At 69.4% G+C, this 20808-nt stretch carries 12 protein-coding genes and 5 pseudogenes; 16 read left to right on the top strand and 1 reads right to left on the bottom strand.

All coding sequences use genetic code 11. The features are described 5' to 3' along the window. Positions 1–677: 677 nt before the first annotated feature. The 7 genes and pseudogenes from OG272_RS05730 to OG272_RS05700 form a co-directional block, all read left to right on the top strand. Positions 678–1721, top strand: coding sequence for a LacI family DNA-binding transcriptional regulator (locus tag OG272_RS05730; RefSeq protein ID WP_405892739.1), 1044 nt, complete (start codon positions 678–680; stop codon positions 1719–1721). Between the two features lie 142 nt (positions 1722–1863). Beyond that, complete coding sequence (locus tag OG272_RS05725) at positions 1864–3108, top strand: extracellular solute-binding protein (RefSeq protein WP_327730950.1); 1245 nt, start codon at positions 1864–1866, stop codon at positions 3106–3108. A gap of 19 nt (positions 3109–3127) precedes the next feature. Next, positions 3128–4114: a carbohydrate ABC transporter permease gene (locus OG272_RS05720; protein ID WP_405892738.1), complete on the top strand. Its 987-nt coding sequence runs from the start codon at positions 3128–3130 to the stop codon at positions 4112–4114. After that, a complete protein-coding gene (locus tag OG272_RS05715; RefSeq protein ID WP_327730952.1) occupies positions 4111–4953 on the top strand; it encodes a carbohydrate ABC transporter permease in 843 nt (280 codons plus the stop codon). Before OG272_RS05720 ends, OG272_RS05715 begins: the two co-directional genes overlap by 4 nt. Before the next feature lie 92 nt (positions 4954–5045). Then, positions 5046–6815, top strand: a complete 1770-nt coding sequence (locus tag OG272_RS05710; RefSeq protein WP_405892736.1) for an amylo-alpha-1,6-glucosidase — start codon at positions 5046–5048, stop codon at positions 6813–6815. Positions 6816–6900: 85 nt separating this feature from the next. Further along, the gene (locus OG272_RS05705) at positions 6901–10095 is read left to right on the top strand and encodes an RICIN domain-containing protein (protein WP_405892735.1); all 3195 of its coding nucleotides are present in this window, start codon (positions 6901–6903) and stop codon (positions 10093–10095) included. A gap of 221 nt (positions 10096–10316) precedes the next feature. After that, positions 10317–10757: pseudogene (locus OG272_RS05700) on the top strand (transposase); the annotation flags it as partial. 64 nt (positions 10758–10821) lie between these two features. Here OG272_RS05700 and OG272_RS05695 read toward each other — a convergent pair. Continuing rightward, a pseudogene (locus OG272_RS05695) lies at positions 10822–11105 on the bottom strand (ISAzo13 family transposase); the annotation flags it as partial. 50 nt (positions 11106–11155) lie between these two features. Here OG272_RS05695 and OG272_RS05690 point away from each other — a divergent pair. From OG272_RS05690 to OG272_RS05650, 9 genes and pseudogenes are all read left to right on the top strand, one after another. After that, positions 11156–11614 (top strand): annotated as a pseudogene (locus tag OG272_RS05690) (transposase); the annotation flags it as partial. Between the two features lie 172 nt (positions 11615–11786). Beyond that, positions 11787–12188, top strand: a pseudogene (locus OG272_RS05685) (LuxR C-terminal-related transcriptional regulator); the annotation flags it as partial. A gap of 368 nt (positions 12189–12556) precedes the next feature. Next, entirely contained in the window at positions 12557–14506 is a 1950-nt protein-coding gene (locus OG272_RS05680; protein WP_327730955.1) for a PAS domain S-box protein, read from the top strand. Between the two features lie 436 nt (positions 14507–14942). Beyond that, positions 14943–16277, top strand: coding sequence for a GAF domain-containing protein (locus OG272_RS05675; RefSeq protein WP_405892734.1), 1335 nt, complete (start codon positions 14943–14945; stop codon positions 16275–16277). 46 nt (positions 16278–16323) lie between these two features. After that, positions 16324–17844 (top strand): aldehyde dehydrogenase family protein, encoded by a 1521-nt coding sequence (locus OG272_RS05670; protein WP_405895986.1) that lies wholly within the window; start codon positions 16324–16326, stop codon positions 17842–17844. A gap of 59 nt (positions 17845–17903) precedes the next feature. Further along, positions 17904–18233, top strand: a pseudogene (locus OG272_RS05665) (DUF779 domain-containing protein); the annotation flags it as partial. A 66-nt stretch (positions 18234–18299) separates the two neighbouring features. Then, positions 18300–19313 carry a zinc-dependent alcohol dehydrogenase gene (locus tag OG272_RS05660; protein ID WP_327732332.1) on the top strand — a complete coding sequence of 338 codons (1014 nt, stop codon included), beginning with the start codon at positions 18300–18302 and terminating at the stop codon, positions 19311–19313. 49 nt (positions 19314–19362) lie between these two features. Continuing rightward, positions 19363–20478 (top strand): NAD(P) transhydrogenase subunit alpha, encoded by a 1116-nt coding sequence (locus OG272_RS05655; RefSeq protein ID WP_327730958.1) that lies wholly within the window; start codon positions 19363–19365, stop codon positions 20476–20478. Beyond that, on the top strand, positions 20475–20807 hold the full coding sequence (locus OG272_RS05650; protein WP_327341442.1) for an NAD(P) transhydrogenase subunit alpha: 333 nt from the start codon (positions 20475–20477) through the stop codon (positions 20805–20807). Before OG272_RS05655 ends, OG272_RS05650 begins: the two co-directional genes overlap by 4 nt. Position 20808 lies beyond the last annotated feature (1 nt).

Genomic DNA, 20808 nt, shown 5'->3' with positions numbered 1-20808 from the left:
GCCGTGTGGCGGTCCCGGCCCCGTCCCGCCAGGGGGCGAATCGGTTCGACGTTCCGCTGCCCGACAGGAGTCGCCTCAGTTCACCGGTGCTCAGGTTCCGGGTTACGGAGCACTCGGACGGCCTTCGGGAGGCGAACCGCATGCCGTTGCGGCGGGTGTGCCGAGTCAGCGAGCCACCGCCGGCACGTACGAGGGCGACGGTCACTCGGTGGCATCCGCCGCCCGGAGGGGGAGCTTCGGGCGGCGGATGTACAGGGGGTCAGGTCCCCGGCGACGCTCCGATGCGTGAGTGACGCCTCGATAGCGGTCATGGCCTGTCGATGCGTTGTCGAACCGGTTCGGGGAAGCTAGCACCGAGGAAACTGGCCAGCAATACCCCCGACGCGTTTCTTTCAGTCGCGTGCGGTCGGCCGCCCTGACGGCGGAAAGGTGTTGCCGTCCGCCGATGTGGTCTCTTGGCCTGCTGGTAAGCGTGCGCGAGTCCAGGCGGGCCAGGGGTCACGCCTCCGTACGCCTAGGTTTCCAGGCCGTTACGGAAAATTTGACACGGTGCGTTGACACCCGTCTTGGTTGCTCTTACCTTCACTTCACGCGAACCGGTTCGATGGTCGGTATCCGGCCGATCTTGTTCTCAGGAATCATCGAACCGATTCGACTGCTCTCTGTGAGGAGTCCCCGTGAACATCGGTGAGATTGCCAAGCGGGCCGGTGTCTCGCGGAGCACCGTGTCCTACGCGCTGAGCGGGAAGCGCCCCGTGTCCGAGGACACCCGTCAGAAGATCCAGCGGGTCATCGACGAGCTGGGCTACCAGCCCAACGCGAGTGCGCGGGCCCTCGCCAACGGCCGGACCAACACCATCGGTCTGGTCTTTCCTCCGGCCGGGAACCACTACACCGGCATGCAGCTGGACTTCATCGGCAGCGTCACCGAGGCCGCCGCGGCCTACGACTACGACGTGCTGCTCTCTCCGAGTGGTGTGGACAGCGACCGCTCGTTCCAGCGGCTGCTGGGCGAGCGGCGGGTCGACGGCGCGATCCTGATGGAGATCCGGCTGGAGGACGACAGGATCGACCACCTCACCACGGTGGACTTCCCCTCCGTCGCCATCGGCCGCACCGCCCATCCGGAGGGCAGCTGGTGGGTGGGTCTGGACCACACGGCACTGGCTGCGGCCTGTGTGCACCACCTGGCGGACCTGGGTCACCATCGGGTGGCCTTCGTCAACCGGCCCGAGCAGCTGCTGCGGGCCGGGTACGAGTCCGCCCACCGGGGACTCGAGGGGTTCACCAAGGCCGCGGCGGAACGCGGGCTGACCGTCCGGACGTACTGCTGCGAGGACGACGCCGCCTCGGGCCTCGCCTGTCTTGAGCGGATCCTGCATGACAACCCCGCCACTACGGCCCTGGTCACCTTGAACGAGGCCGCGCTCGGCGGCCTCTACCGGGGGCTGGCCCAGGCCGGCCGCCATGTGCCACGCGACTTCTCCGTCACCGGAGTGGTGGCCAGCAGGTGGGCGGAGACCGTGACGCCGCAGCTCACCGCAGCGGACGTACCGGCGGAACAGATGGGTCGCCTCGCCGTCGAGCTGCTCGTGGAGCGGCTCGACCACCCCGACGCACCGGCCCGGAATCACCTGCTCGCGCCACCGATCTCGTTGCGAGCGAGCACCGGACCTACCGGCATCACCCCAGCCGACCCCGCTGCCCTCACGCACCCCTGACCGTCATTCCACACCGTCCTCTTCAGCCTCCGCATCCCATACCGGCCGCCCCAGCAGCTCACCGCCCGAGTTCGGCGAACTCAGCAGCCACCGATCACCTGTCCCAGGGCACACCCGTGCCAAGAACCATGAGGAACGCGCCATGAACCGATCTGCCAGACGGCGTCTCACCGCCGCAGTCCTGACCGTCGTCACCGTCACCGCCGGCGCCACAGCGTGCTCCTCCGGCTCGGGCGATACCTCCACGAAGGCGGCGGACGGCGGTACGTACACGATCTGGGACCCGTACCCGCAGTTCGACAAGGGCTCGGCGTGGGCGAAGCTGCTGGACGACTGCGGCAGCAAGGCCGGAGTGAAGATCAAGCGGACCGCGTTCGACACCAGCGACCTGACGAACAAGGCGCTGCTGGCGGCGCAGCAGGACAACTCCGCGGACGTCCTCATAGTCGACAACCCGGTCGTCTCCACCCTGGCCGAGGCCGGCGTGCTGACCACGACCGACGACAACAAGCTGGACACCTCGGCCGTCGACGCCAACCTGCTCGGGGCCGGTCAGTCGGGCGGGAAGACGTACGGAACTCCGGTCGGCGCCAACACCCTGGCCCTCTACTACAACAAGGAGGTCCTCAAGAAGGCCGGCGTGGACATCGCCTCGGTGAAGGACTGGGACTCGCTGACGGCGGCGCTGGCGAAGGTCGAGAAGGCAGGGAAGAAGGGGATCACGTTCTCGGCGATCGGGACCGAGGAGGGCAGCTTCCAGTTCCTGCCGTGGTTCTGGGGCTCGGGCGCGCAGCTCACCGACATCGGCTCGGCCGAGGCGGTGTCCGCGCTGTCGCTGTGGAAGAACTGGTTGGACAAGGGCTACGCCCCCAACTCGGTGATCAACAATACGCAGACGACCAGCTGGCAGGAGTTCGCGAGCGGCGACTACGCGTTCGCCGAGAACGGCACCTGGCAGCTCGCCAACGCGGAGAAGGCCGGCTTCGACTACGGCGTCATCCCCGTCCCCGGCGCCGACGGTGGCAATGCGGCCGCCCCGACCGGCGGCGAGTTCGTCACCGTCCCGGTCCAGGGAGAAACCGGCCGCTACGCCACCTCGCAGAAGCTCGTGACCTGCCTGACCAGCACCGACAACCTCCTCGCCACCGACACGACCCTGTCCTACGTCGCCCCCACCACGGAGGTGCAGGACAAGCAGGTCGCGGCGAACGCCGAGCTGAAGCCGTGGGTCGACGCGGTCAAGGCGGCCAAGGGACGCACCAGCGACGACCTGGGCACCAAGTACCCCAAGATCTCCGAGCAGATGTGGAAGGCCGTCCAGTCCGCACTGAGCGGGTCCCAGTCGCCCAAGGACGCTTTGACGGCCGCTCAGTCCGCCGTCAAGTAACCGGAACGCGGGCCCGCCGATGAAGCACACGACACAGCTGCCGGACCGCCGGCCGGTGCGCGACCGGAACGGAGCGGCGATCTCTGCCGCTCCGCCCCCGGCCCACACCACGGCCCGGCGCCGTCCCGCCTCCCCGCAGTGGGCCGCCTGGGCGTTCCTCGCCCCGGTCGTCCTCTACCTCGTCCTCTTCTACGCCTATCCGCTCTACCGCAACCTCGACCTGAGCCTACGGAACTACACGGTGCGCTCCTTCGTCCAGGGTGACGCGCCGTTCACGGGCCTGGCGAACTACCGGACCGTCTTCGACGACCCGGCCTTCGCCCCCGCACTCCTGCACACCGTGGTGTTCACCGCCGTATGCCTCTTCTTCCAGTACGCGATCGGCCTAGCCCTCGCGGTCTTCTTCCACCAGCACTTCCGGCTCTCGGCAACCCTGCGGGCGCTGTTCCTGGTGCCGTGGCTGCTGCCGCTGATCGTGTCGGCCTCCACCTGGTCGTGGATGCTCAACAGCGACTCCGGCATCGTCAACGCCGTACTGCACGCGGTCGGTATCGGCCCGGTGAACTGGCTGACCTCGCCGTCCTGGTCGCTGACCTCGGTGATCATCGCGAACATCTGGATCGGCGTCCCGTTCAACCTGGTCGTGCTCTACAGCGGCCTGCAGTCCATCCCCACCAGCCTGTACGAGGCCGCCGCCCTCGACGGCGCGGGCCCCTGGCGACGCTTCTGGAGCATCACCTTCCCGCTCCTGCGCCCGGTGTCCGCCATCACCCTGCTGCTGGGTCTGGTCTACACGCTCAAGGTCTTCGACATCATCTGGATCATGACCAAGGGCGGCCCGGCGGACTCGTCCACCACCTTCGCCACCTGGTCCTACCAACTCGGCTTCGGCAACCTCCTGCCCGCCTTCGGCCCCGGCGCGGCCGTCGGCAACCTGCTCGTCGTCGCCGCCCTGGTCTTCGGCCTGGTCTACGTCCGAGTCCAGCGGAAGCAGGCGCTGTCATGACGAGTGCACAGACAGTCCCGAACCGGCACCCCCGTACGTGGTGGAAGACGGTCATCGGTCTCCTGCTGACCGCGGTCATGCTCTTCCCGGTCTACTGGATGCTGAACGTGTCCTTCACCCGTGACCAGGACATGCGCAAGAGCCCGCCGGACCTCTTCCCCGCCCACGCCACCCTGGAGGGCTACCGGGCCGTCGTCGACCAGCAGTTGCCCTACCTCGGCACCAGCCTCGTCATCGGCCTGGGCACCGTCGCCCTGACCGTGGCGCTGGCCGCACCCGCCGGATACGCGCTGGCCAAACTGCGCCCGCGCGGCGGCGGAGTCCTCAACTTCGTCCTGCTGGCAGCCCAGATGATCCCCGGCATCATCATGGCGATGGGCTTCTACGCCATCTACCTCCAGCTCGACCTGCTCCAGTCGATGTCCGGCCTGATCGTCGCCGACTCCACGCTGGCCGTCCCCTTCGCCGTCCTCATCTTCACCGCGTTCATGTCGGGGATACCCGGCGAACTGCTCCAGGCCGCGAAGACAGACGGAGCCGGCCCCCTGCGCACCTTCTGGTCGATCGTCCTGCCGATGAGCCGCAACTCGATCGTCACGGTCTCGCTGTTCGCGTTCCTGTGGTCCTGGTCCGACTTCATCTTCGCCAGCACCCTGGTCAACGGAGGTGCCCACGAGCCGATCACCCTCGGCATCTACCAGTACATCGGCAACAACAACCAGGAGTGGAACGCCATCATGGCCACCGCCGTCGTGGCCTCCCTGCCCGCCGCGGTCATACTCGTCCTCGCCCAGCGCTACGTCGCCGCCGGCGTGACCGCCGGCGCCGTCAAGGACTGACGCCGGACCACCCGGCTCGCGCCCCCGAGGGCGCCGTCGCCCCACCCGGCAGACCGCCGACCACCCCCACTCAAGAAATGAGTGCCGCCTTCATGACCGCCGCCTCATCCGGCCCGGCCTTCTCCGTTCACGACATCCCCTTCAGCACGCACGGAGCCTGGTTCGGCATCTCTCCCGTGCTGGCGGAGAAGACGCGCGCCGAGGACCTCCACCTCGTCTCGCACCAGAACGGCATGCACCCCGTCCTGCGCCTCGTCCCCCTCGACGCGGCGACGGGCGAGCGGGCCGATACCACCGTCCGGGCGACGCCGAGCCTGCTCAGCTGGACCGGCACGGACGGGCGTATCGATCTCGCCTACGAGTCGCCGGACACCGTCCGCGTGCGCGGCGAGGGACTGGGCCTGCGCGTCACCGCGGCGGCGAAGACCCTGACTCCCTTCAGCGGCACCTACTTCTACCGTGACCCGGTGGACGACGCGCATGTGTTCACCTCCTACGAGACCGGGCGCCGCTACCGGGTCACCGTGCTGTCCGGCACGGTCGCCGACGTGTCCGGTTACCAGACACTGGGCGCGGGTGAGCGCGGTCTCACGGTCACCGCCGGGGCCGACGGCTCGTGGGAGGCCGCGGTCGAGGAACTCGACAGCGCGCGACGGCCCTTCCGCTCGTCGTCGACGTTCGGCGAGGTCACGGAGGCCGCACGGCAGTCGTTCGCCGAGTTCGTCGACACGGCCGCCCCGTGGCGCTCGGCCGCCACCCCGGCCGCCGAACTCGCCGCCTACGTGGTGTGGTCCGCGACCGTGCGCCCGGCGGGGCTGGTCACCCGGCCCGCCGTCCTGATGTCCAAGCACTGGATGGACAAGGTGTGGAGCTGGGACCACTGCTTCAACGCCCTCGCCCTGGCCCCCGGATCCCCCCGCCTGGCCTGGGACCAGTTCTCCCTGCCGTTCGACCACCAGGACGAGGCCGGGGCCCTGCCCGACTCCGTCACCCACTCCGAGGTCCTCTACAACTTCGTCAAACCACCCATCCACGGCTGGACCCTGGGCCACCTGCGCAGGCGGCTCCCCGAGCCTCCCGGCCGGACGGAACTGACCGAGGCGTACGACAGGCTCGCGCGCTGGACTGACTTCTGGCTCACCGCACGGCGCGCACCCGGCGCGGGCCTGCCCCACTACCAGCACGGCAACGACAGCGGCTGGGACAACGCCACCACCTTCGACCCCCAACGCGTGGCCGTCACCGCCGATCTGGCCGCCTTCCTCATCCTCCAGCTCCGCGAACTCGCCGACCTGGCCGCCGAACTGGACCGGCCCGACGACGCCCACACCTGGACGCGTACGGCTGACGCGACCCAGGCCGCGATGCTCGACCAGCTCTGGACCGGCGAACGGTTCGTCGCCCGTGGTGTGGACAGCGACGACACCTGGAGCAGCTCCAGCCTGCTCGACCTGATGCCCATCGCGCTGGGCGAACACCTGCCCGAAAGCGTCAGCGGCGTGCTGGCCGACCGGATCGAGGCCCACCTCACCTCGCACGGTCTGGCCACCGAACTTCCCACCTCGCCGCACTACCTCTCCGACGGCTACTGGCGCGGCCCGATCTGGGCCCCCGCCACAGTTCTTGTCGAGGACGGCCTGCGCCGCGCCGGCCACCGGCGTCTGGCGGACGAGATCAGCGCCCGCTTCCGAACCCTCTGCGAGACCTACGGCTTCGCCGAGAACTTCGACGCCCTCACCGGGACCGGCCTGCGCGACCGCGCCTACACCTGGACCGCCAGCAGCTACCTCCTCCTCGCCCGCGACCACCAACAGCGCCGCGCGGACGCCGGTACCGACACCACTGCCACCACCGTCGCCTGACCAGCGAAGCGACAACCCACCCACACGTCCGGCACGGGGGCCGGCGCAGCAACAACCAGCCGTACCCCTGAAGGGACGTAAGCACATGCCAAGAATCAGGCAACGGCGCTCGACCACGAGACGCCTTCTCCACGGCATCACCAGAACGCTGATTCCACTGACCGTGATAGCCGGCGTCACCACCGGGACGGTAACGCCGGCCTCCGCCGCAACCCCCACCCTCACCGTCGACCTGGGCACCACCACCGGAGCCCTCCACTACGGCGCCTCCGGCGCGCTGTACGGCCTGTACGGCCCGGACATACCGACCAACAACCTCATTGAGGGGATGGGACTCCAGACCACCAACACGAAGGCCCAGGACGGACAGCAGCACCCCGGCTCGGACGCGCTGGAGGTCGCCAAGCCCTTCGTGGACAGCGGCGGCAAAGACATCATGATCTACATGACGGACGTGTACCGCACGTTCAGTTACGAGCGGGCCGACTACGCCGCCTACCAGGCGGCCATGAAGACCCAGGTCGAACAGGCGATGGCCAGCCCTTACAAGGACCGGATCGTCTTCGTCCCCTACAACGAGCCTGACGGTATGTGGTTCCAGGGCATGCGCACACAGGCAGGGCCGCTGGCCGCCTTCAACTCCGAGTGGCGCCAGACCTACGACTTCATCAAGGGCATCTGGCCTCAGGCGCGTCTGGCCGGGCCCAACACCTCCAGCTACACCGAGTCCTCCCTCAAGGGCTTCCTCACCTACTGCAAGGCCAACAACTGCCTGCCGGACGTGGTGACCTGGCACACCCTGGGCAGCCCGGCGGAGGTGCGCAGCACCGTCGACAACTACCGCGCCGCCGAGACCTCGGTCGGCATCCCCTCACACCTGCCGATCAACCTCAACGAGTACGCCCACCGCTACCACCTCACCGACCCCGGCCAGATGGTGCAGTGGATCTCGGCCATCGAGGACAAGAAGATCGACGGCAACCTGCCGTACTGGAACATCAACGGCAACCTCGGCGACTCCGCCGCCGCCCAGAACACCCCCAACGCCCAGTGGTGGCTGTACAACTGGTACACCTCCATGAGCGGCGACACCGTCAAGGTCACCGGCGCCGAGAACGACGCCGCGTACACCCTCCAGGGCCTGGCGAGCCTCGACACGGACAAGAAGCAGGCCCGCGTCATCCTCGCCGGGGGCGGCACCAGCGGTGACTCGAACACGGTCATCAAGAGCATCGACCCCACGGTCTTCGGCAGCACCGTGCACGTCAGCGTCTTCCAGGACCGCTACAGCGGCTACCTCGGCGCGGCGGCCACCCCGACCAGGCTCTCCGACACCGACGTCAGCGTGGGCTCCGACGGCTCGGTGACCATACCGATCACCCTTGACGCCATGTCCGCCTACGAGATCATCGTCTCCCCCGGCGGCACCGGCAGCAGCACCGCCTCCGACAGCACCTGGACGGCCACGTACGAGGCCGAGAACGCCAACCTCAGCGGCAGCGACCACAACATCAACACCGAGGGCACGCCCAGCAACGTCGGCGGTTTCGCCACCTCTGGCCGCCGGGACGTCGGCGGCCTGCGCACCGGCTCCGACACCGTCATCGGCTTCCCCGTCACGGTGCCCACCACCGGCGACTACAAGGTGTCGGTCTTCGCCAACAGCTACCGCAAGGACGCCCAGGTCAAGGGCCCGACCAATGTGTACATGCGCGTCGACGGCGGCGCGTCCAAGAGGGTCGACCTGCCGGTTGGCTTCCAGTGGGTGGTGTGGGGCCACAGCGACGCCACCGTGCACCTGACCGCGGGCAGCCACACCATCAGCCTGGCCACAACCGGCGACAACGGTGCCGCGACCGACGGCGACGCCATCGTCGACAAGATCGACCTCCAGTACCAGGACTCCAGTGTCCAGGGCACCACCGTCCACGAGGCCGAGCAGGCCTCGCTGTCCGACAACGGCACGACTTCCTACACCTCCCAGGGCCAGTCCGGCGCGGGCGCGGTGAACCTGACCTCCGGCAAGTCCGCGACGTTCTGGGTCTACTCCGAGCGGGACGGCTACGCGGACCTGACGGCCCGCTACCGCAACACCGGCCAGGCCGGCCTCACCGTCAACGGCAGAACCGTCAACGACCAGACCCTCGCCGGCGCGACGGCCGACGCATGGTCGACCTCCGCCAACCGGGTCTACCTGAACGCCGGAATCAACAAGGTCAGGGCGACCGGCGCCGGTGGCACCCTCACCCTGGACCGCCTGGCAGTCACACCGTTCAGCCCCACCAACGCCGTCACCACCGGCAACGTCGTCACCTACCAGGCCGAGAACGGCACCCTCACCGGCACCGCGGCCGCCGACACCACCTACAGCCAGGCCAACGGCGGCGTCGTCACCGGCATCGGCAACGGAACCGCCAATGCCCTCACCCTCAACGTCAACGCGCCCGAGGCCGGCACGTACGCCATGACCATGCGCTACGCGAACGCCGAGGAACTACCCTCCAAGCACTACAACCCCGACCTCATGGCCGAACACGCCGATGTCAGGGTCAACGGCGGTGACGCCACCCGCGTCAACTTCGCCAGCACGCTGCACTGGAACCAGTTCAACGACTACACCGTTCCCGTCACCCTCGCCAAGGGCGCCAACACCGTCAGGTTCACCTCCTCACAGCTCTACAACTACGACGGCACCACCATAGGCCTGGTCTACTCCGGCGGCGGCAGCGACATCGGACAGCCCATGCGCTCCAGCTCCGCGCCCCACCTCGACCAGGTCTCCTTCGCACCGGCGAGTCTGCACATCGGCGCCTCGACCGGCTTCTCCTCCACGGCAGTCGCCCAGCACAGCGGGCTCTGCCTGGAAGACCCAGCCAAGTCCACCGCGGACGGCACCCAGTACGAGCAGAACACCTGCGGAAGCGGCCAGGAACAGCGCTTCGACTTCCACCCCGTCAGCGGCGCGACCGACACCTACACCATCGTCAACCACTCCAGCGGCAAGTGCCTGGACATCTCCGCCTACTCCACCGCCAACGGGGCCGCCGTCCAGCAGTGGACCTGCCACGGCGACACCAACCAGCGGTTCACCCTCAAGCCCGTCACCGCGCTCGGCAACAGCCAGGACTACCAACTGGTCGCCGTCAACAGCGGCAAGTGCGTCGACGTCAGCAACATATCGACCGCCTCCGGCGCGAAGATCCACCAGTGGCCCTGCGACTCCGCGAGCACTCTGAGCACCAAGAAGAACCAGATCTGGCGCCTGCTCGGCAAGAGCTGACGCCCGGCACCCTGTGGGGTCTTCCGGCCGGCTCCGGCGGACCCCACAGGTCAGGTCGGGTCTGTACGGTGCGCGGTGTAACTCCCGAGCTGGAAGCGACAGTTGATGACTGACGTGGCGAGTGACATCGGGGCCGGGGAGGCCGTTGTGAGTGGGGCGGGCGCCGTGGATGACGGGCTGGTCGCCGAGCTGGTGGCCCGGGCCCAGGCCGGTGGGTGAAGCTCACCGGGGATGACGGCCTGCTGCAGCAGCTGACGAAGCGGGTGCTGGAGTCCGCGCTGGAGGGCGAGCTCACTGATCATCTGGGGCACGAGCCCGGTGAGCGGGCCGAGGGCGGCCGGGAGAACTACCGCAACGGGCACCGCTCCAAGACGGTGATCACCGAGTCGGGGCCGGTCGAGATCGCGGTGCCGCGGGACCGGGCCGGGTCGTTCGAGCCGCAACTGGTCAAGAAGCGTCAGCGGCGTCTGGGCGGGGTGGACGAGATGGTCCTGTCGCTGTCGGCGAAAGGGCTGACGCACGGGGAGATCTCCGCGCATCTCGCCGAGGTGTACGGCGCGGAGATCTCCAAGTCCACCATCTCCACGATCACCGACAGCGTGATGGCCGGCATGACGGATTGGCAGAACCGTCCCCTGGACAGCGTCTACCCGGTCGTCTTTGGTCTGCGACGGCCTGACCGGCTTCCCGAACGCCGTGAACACGGTCTGGCCTGCGTCAATCGTCCACCAGTTCCGGATCCAGCTCCTCGGCTCGCTTGCGTCCGCCGCCCGGCCGCCGAACCCGCACCCCGCACCTACCACGCCTTCGCCGGCCTCCAGCTCGAAGACGCCCCGTCGAACCGTGGTCTCGCTGGCCCCCGTGACCCGTGCAACAGCTCGAACGCCACCATGCCCCAGCAGCCTCGCCTCGGACCCCATCAGCAAACGCCGCTGTCGTTCGTCCAGGTGCGGCAGCAGTACCCCGAACCGCACAGCGAGCTGCCCGAGATCCCCCTCCGAAATCGCCATACCAGACCAACGAGACGCAACCCCGGAAGCGACACCTTGATTCCTTACGGCTTCACCTACTGAGGAACAGCTTTCGTTACGCGGCCCGGCAGGACTGGGAGAAGATCGCGAAGGCACTCAGGCCCGTCTACACCGCCCCGACTGAAGAGGCGCCGCTGGAGCGGTTCGTGGAGTTCACCGACACCTGGGGCGGGAAGGATCCGGCGATCGTCCGGCTCTGGGAGGCGGCCTGGGCGGAGTTCGTGCCCTTCCTCCGGTTCGACGTGGAGATCCGCAAGATCGTCTGCACTACCAACGCGATCGAGAGCATCAACGCGCGGATCCGCAAGGCCGTCCGGGCCCGGGGACACTTCCCCACCGACCAGGCCACTCTCAAGTGCGTCTACCTGGCCGTCATGAGCCTGGACCCGACCGGCAGCGGACGCAAACGCTGGACCATGCGCTGGAAGGCCGCGCTCCAAGCCTTCGACATCACCTTCGACGGCCGGCTCACCGCCGGACGACGCTGAACAAAACCGACTGAGTTTCACCGTTCGCTACACAGACCCTAGCCAGGTGCCCACGCACGTCGCGCTGTCCTTCACGGTGCTCGCGCGTGCCCTGAGTGATGTGGAAGACGGCGGGTTCGCGCTGGTCATCAACGGACTGTCCCTGAGCGTCGGTATCACCACGGGACGCTTCGAGGCACTCCTCGACTCGATCATGGCCGGGGCGTCCGGCTATGTCCTGAAGCAGATCCGGGGCTCGGACCTGGTCTCCGCCGTCCGCACCGTGGCCGCCGGCCAGTCCCTGCTCGACCCGAGCGCCACCACCAGGCTGCTGGCCCGCCTCCGTCAGGACCAGCAGCCGGAGGAGACGGAACCGGACGCGCTGCCGGGCCTGACCGGCCGGGAGCGGGAGATCCTGGCCCTGATCGGCGAAGGACTCACCAACCGCCAGATCGGCCAGCGGCTCTACCTCGCCGAGAAGACCGTGAAGAACCACATCTCCCGCCTGCTGGCCAAGCTCGGTGTGGAGCGGCGCATCCAGGCGGCCGTCATCGCCACCCAGGCGCAGGACCGGTCGAAGCAGGAGGGCCGCTGAGGATCCCGGTGACGGCGGCGCGGCGCCGGCCCCCTCGACCGGGCTGACCGGGAACCGCAGACACCGGGCCCTGCCGTTGGACATGGTCGCGTACTGCCCCGTGTGACGGGACGTCAACCCCTGTTCCCGACGCACCCACGCAAAGACGGCCAGTGCCGGTCGCGGGACGCCAAAGGCGGTAAAGGCCGACCGTCGGCGTGCGCGAGCGACAGGGCTCCGTGCCGGTCGGGCCGGCCAGGGGCGGCCGTCTCCGGCTCGGCCGTCCCGCGTCCGGAACCCGATCCCTCTTATTTCGGCGGGAAAATGTCATAGACGGGCAATCAGTGACAAGGTGCCCGCTCCGGGGTCGGTCGATGCTGAGATGCGCCATGGAAGCAGGCGAGCACAAGGCGCAACCCGGCTCGATCCCCGTGGCCGAGGAACCGTTCCGCGCGTTGCTGGAAGCGGCTCCCGACGCGATGGTCATCGTGGACGACGCCGGGGTGATTCGCCTGGTCAATGCCCAGACCGAAGCGCTGTTCGGTCACCCTCGGAACGAGCTGCTCGGCCGGCCCGTCGAGATGCTGGTCCCGCGGCGCTTCCGTGCCCAGCACCCGGGCCACCGCGCGGGCTACTCCGGCAACCAGCAGGTCCGTCCGATGGGCGCCGGCCTCGAACTCTACGGGCTGCGCAAGGATGGAGCCGAGTTCCCGGTCGAGATCAGCCTCAGCCCGCTGCAGACCCCCGACGGACTGTTGATCTCCGCCGCCGTGCGCGACGTCAGCGAGCGCAAGGCGGCCGAAGCACGCTTCCGCGCGCTGCTGGAGGCGGCTCCCGACGCCATCGTCATCGTGGATGACGCAGGCACGATCCAGTTGGTCAACGCACAGACCGAGGCCCTGTTCGGCTATCGGCGCGAAGAGCTGTTGGGACACCCGGTGGAAGTCCTGGTCCCCCAGCGGTTCCATCACCACCACCCTGCCCACCGCCACGGTTATGTCGACAACCGCCGAGTGCGCCCCATGGGCGCCGGCCTGGACCTGTACGGGTTGCGCAAGGACGGAGTCGAGTTCCCGGTCGAGATCAGCCTCAGTCCGCTGGAAACCCCGGACGGCACCCTGGTCTCCGCCGCCATCCGCGACGTCAGCGAACGCAAGAGGGCCGAGGCCCAGCTCGCCGAACTCTACGAACAGCAGCGCCATGTCGCCCTGACCCTGCAGCGCAGCCTGATGGGCTCTCCCGCTCCCCTGCCCGGCATGGACACCTCCAGTCGCTACTTCCCGGCACGGCAGGGTCCCGGTGTGGGCGGGGACTGGTTCGACCTGATCGCCCTGGGCGGCGGTCGCATGGGAGTGCTGATCGGCGACGTCATGGGCCGTGGCCTGGAGGCCGCCGCCGTCATGGGCCAACTGCGCTCGGCCTCGCACGCCCTGGCCAAGACCGGCATGCCCCCCTGGCAGCTGATGCGGGCCCTGGACGCGGTCGTCAGCGAACTGCCCGACCAGCTCGTCACCTGCTGCTACCTGGTCCTGGACCCGGACGAGAGCGCCCTGACCGTGTGCTCCGCCGGGCATCTGCCGGTGCTGCTGGTGGACCCCACCGGACAGGTCCGCAGGCTCCCGGTTCCGGTCAGCGTGCCCCTGGGCGTCGGAGAAGTACCCCACCAGGAGACCCGGATGACCGTGCCGCCGGCCTCGGTACTGGCCCTGTACACCGACGGCCTGGTGGAAACCCCCACCAGCGACATCGAACTGCAGATCGACGCCCTCGCCATAGCTCTGGAGAAGGCCCTCGCCGACATTCCCTGCCTGGAGCGGGCCGCCGACTCCGTCCTCACCGCCCTGCTGCCCGATCCCCAGGACTACAGCGACGACGTGACCCTGCTGCTGGCCCGCATACCCCCCGCTCCGATGACCGTGGTGTCCGCGCTGCTGCCCGCGCAACCGGTCAGCGTGGGGGAGGGGCGCCGCTTTCTGCGCCGCACCCTGCGGGACTGGCACTGTGAGCACCTCACCGACACCGCCTGTCTGCTGGCCTCCGAACTCATGGCCAACTCGGTGCGCCACGCCTGTGACCCCCTGCGCCTGCGCCTGCGCCGCGCCAGGGACGAACTCCACATCGAGGTCTGCGACGGCAGCCCGGTCCTGCCCCGTGCCAGGACCGCGGGTCCCGATGAGGAGTCCGGACGCGGACTGGTCCTGCTCGACCAACTGGCCTCGGCCTGGGGCACCCTGCTCACCCAGGACGGCAAGACCGTGTGGTTCTCGCTCCCCCTGCCCGGCTCCGCCCACCGCCCGGACGAGAACGGGACGGACGATCCGAGCGACTCCCCGGAGTAGGCCGCCCGGTGCGGGACGGCGTGACCCTGGCCCGCAGAGCCGAGCCGTCGCGCGACGACTTCGGCGAAGCCGAGTGGTTCACCCCGGTCCGGGCGTTCCACGTCGGCCGGGCCGTCTGCGCCGGACAGCGCGGGGCACCGTCGCTCCGCTCGGCGGGAGGGGCCGTACGCGGGACGGGCCGTACGGCGGGTGAGGCGCCGGTCCACGGTTGTCCAGGACGAGATGGCTCCTGCGGCCGTCGATCGCTTTCCGCCCGGCGCCGTGTGAACCCGCAGACCGTCCGCCAGGGCGAGTGGCCGACAGACGGGGCATCTCGTAGCGGCAGGACCCAAATGGCCCAGGCACGAAGGCCGTTCGGCCTCTACGACTCGTCCCGTGTACGGGTGAGGCTGGCGCGACCGGACAGTGAGCAGGGAGCTTGGGAGGTGCTGGCCGTATGGATGCTTCCACCGCGGCCTCGGCCTCCACGCTGCGCGCAGCCCACGAGCGGTTCGTGACCTCACCCGGAACGCCGTCAGGAGTGCGGCGTCTGGTGGCCGACTCGTGGCGGCGTTGCAGAGCGTGCGGCGTACGGCCCGACGGCAGTCGTCCACCTCCCTCGCCCAGGACGTCCGAGGAACTGGCCGTGTACCGCAGCGTCCACCCGCTGGCCGCCGTGCTGCCCCTGTTCCGGGAGCTGTTGGGAGCCGGCGCCGCGGACGACGGGCATGTCTTCGCGGTCGGCGACGCCGACGGGACGCTGCTGTGGGTCGAGGGGGATTCCGCGGCCGTCGAGCGTGCCGAGCGGATGCGCTTCGTCGAGGGGGCCCTGTGGTCGGAGGCGCAGGCCGGGACCAACGCGCCGGGCACGGTGCTGGAGGTGGGCCACCCCGTGCAGATCGTGGCCGACGAGCACTACAGCTCCGCGGTGCACGGCTGGTCGTGTGCCGCCGCTCCCGTGCGCGACCCCGGCACCGGGCGGGTGCTCGGCGTGGTCGACCTCTCCGGTGGCGGCACCATCGCCACGCCCTCCGCCCTGGCCGCGGTGCGAGGGGCCGCGCTGGCGGCCGAGGCGGAACTCGCCCGTGCGCTGCCCGGACCGCCGGCCCTGCTCGGCCCCGACGGGCACGTGCTGCGTGCGTCCGCCGCCCGATGTGAGACGGAGGTACGGCTGACCGCGCTGGGCCGGGACAACGCTCTGCTGCGGTGCGACGGGCGTGTCCACCGGCTGAGCCCGCGGCACAGCGAGATCGTGGTAGCGCTCGTCATCGAGGGCCGGGGCGTCACCGGCGAACGGCTCGCGGTGGACCTGTCCGAGCGGGACGTGTGCTCGTCGACACTGCGTGCCGAGCTGACCCGGCTGCGCACCGTGCTCGGCCCCGCCCTGCTCGGATCACGGCCGTACGCTCTGCTGCGCCCTGTGCGGACCGACTTCGCCGACGTGGCCGCGCTGCTCGCCCAGGGCCGGGTCGCCGAGGCGCTGGACCGCTGTCCCGGTCCGCTGCTGCCGCGTTCCGAGGCGCCGGCGATCGCCGAGCATCGCAGGGCCCTGGAGCAGCAGTTGCGAGGTGCCGTCCTCGGCGCTGGTGATGCCGGGCTGCTGCGCCGCTGGGTGGACGCGGCCCGGGGAGCCGACGACGCCGCCGCATGGCTGGCGCTCGCCCACCTGCTGCCCGGCGGTTCGCCGCAGCGCGCGGCAGCGGCGGCCCGCGCTCGTGCGCTGGACGCGGAGCTGGTGGTCCCGCCCCAGGTGGGACGCCATGCAGCGTTGTTGCAGCGTTCCCGTCCCTAGCGTGCTGAACATCAGCACGATCGTCGTGATGAGAGAGGGGACGGTCATGAAGTACCAGCCTCCTGGCAGGCCGGGCAGCCCCGTGCATGTGGCGCCCCGGTACGAGAACTTCATCGGCGGCAAGTGGGAGGCCCCCACCACCGGCGAGTACTCCGCCAACCTGTGCCCCGCCACGGCCAAGCCGATCTGCGAGGTCCCGAAGTCGGGTCCCGACGACATCGAACTCGCCCTGGACGCCGCGCACGCGGCGAAGGACAAGTGGGGCGAGGCCTCCATCGCCCAGCGGGCCGCGGTGCTGAACAAGGTCGCCGACGCCATCGACGCCCACCGCGAGGAACTGGCGGTTGCCGAGAGCTGGGAGAACGGCAAGCCGGTCCGCGAGACCCTGGCCGCGGACATCCCGCTGGCGGCCGACCACTTCCGCTACTTCGCCGCGGCGATCCGCGCCGAGGAGGGCTCGATCACCGAGATCGACAAGGAGACCGTCGCCTACCACTTCCGCGAGCCGCTGGGTGTGGTCGGACAGATCATCCCGTTCAACTTCCCGCTGCTGATGGCCGCGTGGAAGCTTGCCCCGGCGCTCGCCGCCGGCAACACCACGGTCCTCAAGCCGGCGTCGCCGACCCCGTGGTCGATCCTGAAGCTGATGGAGGTCATCGGCGACATCGTGCCGCCGGGCGTCCTCAACGTCGTCAACGGACCCGGCGCCGCGATCGGCAAGGCGCTGGCCACCAACAAGCGCATCGCCAAGGTCGCCTTCACCGGTGAGACCACCACCGGCCGGCTGATCATGCAGTACGCGGCGCAGAACATCATCCCCGTCACGCTGGAACTGGGCGGCAAGTCGCCGAACATCTTCTTCAACGACGTGGCCGCCGCCGACGACGACTTCCTGGACAAGGCCGTCGAGGGACTCGTCCTGTACGCGTTCAACAAGGGCGAGGTCTGCACCGCTCCCTCGCGCGCACTCATCCAGGAGGACATCTACGAGGAGTTCATGGGCCGCTGTCTGGAGCGGATCCGCGCCATCAAGCAGGGCGACCCGCTCGACACCGCGACCATGCTCGGTCCGCAGGTCTCCAAGCAGCAGATCGAGAAGATCGCCTCGTACGTCGACATCGGCCTGAAGGAAGGCGCCGAATTGCTCGTCGGCGGCCACCGGCCCGGAATCGGCGGGGAGTTCGCGGACGGCTACTTCTACGAGCCGACCGTGCTCAAGGGCCACAACAAGATGCGGGTCTTCCAGGAGGAGATCTTCGGTCCCGTCCTCGCGGTCACCACGTTCAAGGACGAGGCCGAGGCACTGGAGATCGCCAACGACACGCTGTACGGCCTCGGGGCCGGCGTGTGGAGCCGCGACACCAACCGCACCTTCCGGATGGGCCGCGCCATCAAGGCCGGCCGCGTCTGGACGAACTGCTACCACCAGTACCCCGCGGGTGCCGCGTTCGGTGGCTACAAGGTCTCCGGCATCGGTCGCGAGAACCACAAGATGATGCTCGACCACTACAGCCAGACCAAGAACCTCCTGGTCAGCTATGGCACCAAGCCGCTCGGCCTGTTCTAGCCGAGCCGGCGATCCCAGCGATTCGAGCGATCCCAGCGGATCCGAAAGGGTGCACCGACATGCCCGCGACGCTTGAGAACGGCAACGCCGGGCGCGTCACCGCCACCCGGGCGGCGCACCGGGCCATACAGACCCTGCGCGCCGCCCATGGCCGGCCGGTGATGTTCGTCCAGTCCGGCGGCTGCTGCGACGGCAGCGACCCGATGTGCTTCCCCGGCGGCGAATTCCTCCTCGGCGAGGGCGACATGCTGCTCGGCGTCCTGGACGGCGGCACCTTCCACATAGACGCCGATCTGTACGAGGCCCTCGGCCGCCCACGCCTCGTCCTGGACGTCGAGGAGGGAACCCCGGGCGGCTTCTCCCTCGCGGCAGGGGACGGGCTGCGTTTCGTCACACGGATCGAGGAACCGGCCGAGAGCCGGCATCCGGCACAGAGCCCAGTTGAGGAGCAGACCATGAAGGCAGCAGTCGTCACCGACTTCGGGAAGCCCCTGGAGATCCAGGAACTTCCCGTCCCCGAGCCCGGTCCCGGCCAGATGCTCGTCCGCATGGAGGCCTCCGGCCTCTGCCACACCGACATCCACGCGGCCCACGGCGACTGGCCGGTCAAGCCGCAACCGCCGTTCATCCCCGGCCACGAGGGCGTAGGACCCGTCCAGGCCGTCGGCGAGGGCGTCAGCGTCGAACTGATCGGCAAGCGGGTCGCCATCCCGTGGCTCGGCTCGTCCTGCGGCACCTGCCGCTACTGCGTCACCGGCTGGGCGACCCTCTGCGAGAGCCAGGTCAACAGCGGCTACTCCGTGGACGGTTGCTTCGCCGAGTACGCCGTCGTCGACGCGGGCGCGGTCGTCCAGGTGCCCGACGGTGTGTCGTCGTTCGACGCGGCGCCGCTGACCTGCGCGGGCGTCACCACATACAAGGCGATCAAGGTCGCCCGTGTGGTCCCGGCCGAACGGGTCGCCGTCTTCGGCGTCGGTGGCCTCGGCCACCTCGCCGTCCAGTACGCACGGCTCGTCGGCGGGTTCGTCACCGCCGTCGACCTGGAACCGGACAAGCTGGGCCTGGCCCACCGGCTCGGCGCCGACCAGCTCGTCAACGCCCGTACGCACGACCCGGTCGCGGAGATCAAGGCGGCCGGCGGCGCGGACGTGGCCGTCGTCCTGGCCGCGAGCGCGAAGGCGTTCGAGCAGGCCTACCGGTCCCTCAACCGGGGCGGGCGCCTGGTCATGGTCGGCCTGCCCGCCGACAACGCCGCGATCAACGTGCCGATCTTCGAGACCGTGCTCGGCGGGATCTCCGTCATCGGCTCCATCGTCGGCACCCGCCAGGACCTGACCGAGGTGTTCGCCCTGCACGCCGCGGGACGCACCCAGGTCATCGCCGAACCACGGCGCCTGGAGCAGGTCAACGACTCCTTCGACGAGGTCCTCGGCGGACGGGCCGAAGCGCGGCTCGTCTTCGAGTTCTGAGAGTTCTGTGGCCCGGCACCCACCGGGCCACCGGGAGAGGCAGCAGACCATGGGAACCGTCACTGTAGGAGCCGTACGGGAGCGGGCACCCGGCGAACGCCGTGTCGCCCTCGTCCCCGAGGCCGTCACCCTCCTGCGCCGGGCCGGACTCGACGTCCTCGTAGAGACCGGAGCCGGATCCGGCGCCTGGTTCACCGACGCCGACTACACGGCGGCGGGCGCGAACGTCGTACCCCCGGACGAACTGTACGAACGCGCGGACGCCGTACTGTGCGTGGGCCCGCCGGACGCGGAGAGCGCGTCCGCGCTACGCGCGGGGCAGACCCTGATCGGTCTGCTCGAACCGCTGCGAAACCCCGTGCCGGTCGAGGAGCTGACCGGACGCGGTGTGCGCACGGTGAGCCTCGATCTGCTGCCCCGTACCCTCAGCCGCGCCCAGTCCATGGACGCGCTGACCTCCCAGGCCAGTGTCGCCGGTTACAAGGCGGCGTTGGTCGCGGCGGACTCGTACGACCGGTTCTTCCCGATGCTGACCACCGCGGCGGGCACCATGCGCCCGGCGCAGGTCCTCGTCCTCGGCGCCGGAGTGGCCGGGCTGCAGGCGATCGCCACGGCCCGTCGTCTCGGCGCCGTCGTCTCGGCGTACGACGTACGCCCCGAGTCGAGAGAGGAGGTGGAATCGCTCGGTGCCCGGTTCCTCGACGTCCAGAGCCCGCCCGAAGAGGAATCGGGCGCCGGACGGGACGGCTACGCACGTGAGTTGACCGAACAGGAACAGCGGGCCCAGCGCGAGGCGCTCGACGGGCACATCGCCCGCTCCGACGTGGTGATCACCACGGCACAGGTACCGGGCCGCAGACCGCCGCTCCTGGTGACCACCACCGCGGTCGAGCGGATGAAGGCCGGCTCGGTGGTCGTCGATCTCGCCGCGAGCGAACTCGGCGGGAACGTCGAGGGCTCCGAGCCCGACAAGACCACCGTCCTGGCGGGCGGCGTCACCGTCATCGGCGCCGGCCGGCTGCCGTCCGCCATGGCCACGGCCGCTTCCACCGCCTACGCCCGCAACCTCGTCGCGCTGCTGCGCCATCTCGTGCGCGACGGCGAACTGGTCCTCGACCCGGCCGACGAGATCACGGCCGCCCTCACCCGAGGAGGATCCTCATGAACAACCTCGATCTCCTCACCGCGATCACCGTCTTCGTGCTGAGCGTCCTGGTCGGCATCGAGGTCATCAGCAAGGTCCCGGCCACACTGCACACACCGCTGATGTCCGGCTCCAACTCGGTCCACGGCATCGTCGTCATCGGCGCGATGCTCATCGCGGCCGAGGCACACACCTGGCTCGGCTACGGCCTCGCCTTCGTGGCCATGGTGTTCGGCGCGATGAACGTCGTCGGCGGATACGTCGTCACGGACCGGATGCTGGAGATGTTCAAGGCCAGGCCGGCCACCGAGAAGCCCGTCACCGACACACGCGAGAAGACGGAGGTGTGAG

The organism is Streptomyces sp. NBC_00104, assembly GCF_045160825.1.
Classification (GTDB): domain Bacteria; phylum Actinomycetota; class Actinomycetes; order Streptomycetales; family Streptomycetaceae; genus Streptomyces.
This window is presented reverse-complemented; position numbering and strand designations above follow the sequence as displayed.

Bases quoted from the DNA above. Each gene is read 5' to 3' on its own strand.
- OG272_RS05725 (WP_327730950.1), top strand. From the start codon at position 1,864: ATGAACCGATCTGCCAGACGGCGTCTCACCGCCGCAGTCCTGACCGTC.
- OG272_RS05720 (WP_405892738.1), top strand. From the start codon at position 3,128: ATGAAGCACACGACACAGCTGCCGGACCGCCGGCCGGTGCGCGACCGG.
- OG272_RS05715 (WP_327730952.1), top strand. From the start codon at position 4,111: ATGACGAGTGCACAGACAGTCCCGAACCGGCACCCCCGTACGTGGTGG.
- OG272_RS05710 (WP_405892736.1), top strand. From the start codon at position 5,046: ATGACCGCCGCCTCATCCGGCCCGGCCTTCTCCGTTCACGACATCCCC.
- OG272_RS05705 (WP_405892735.1), top strand. From the start codon at position 6,901: ATGCCAAGAATCAGGCAACGGCGCTCGACCACGAGACGCCTTCTCCAC.
- OG272_RS05680 (WP_327730955.1), top strand. From the start codon at position 12,557: ATGGAAGCAGGCGAGCACAAGGCGCAACCCGGCTCGATCCCCGTGGCC.
- OG272_RS05675 (WP_405892734.1), top strand. From the start codon at position 14,943: ATGGATGCTTCCACCGCGGCCTCGGCCTCCACGCTGCGCGCAGCCCAC.
- OG272_RS05670 (WP_405895986.1), top strand. From the start codon at position 16,324: ATGAAGTACCAGCCTCCTGGCAGGCCGGGCAGCCCCGTGCATGTGGCG.
- OG272_RS05660 (WP_327732332.1), top strand. From the start codon at position 18,300: ATGAAGGCAGCAGTCGTCACCGACTTCGGGAAGCCCCTGGAGATCCAG.
- OG272_RS05655 (WP_327730958.1), top strand. From the start codon at position 19,363: ATGGGAACCGTCACTGTAGGAGCCGTACGGGAGCGGGCACCCGGCGAA.
- OG272_RS05650 (WP_327341442.1), top strand. From the start codon at position 20,475: ATGAACAACCTCGATCTCCTCACCGCGATCACCGTCTTCGTGCTGAGC.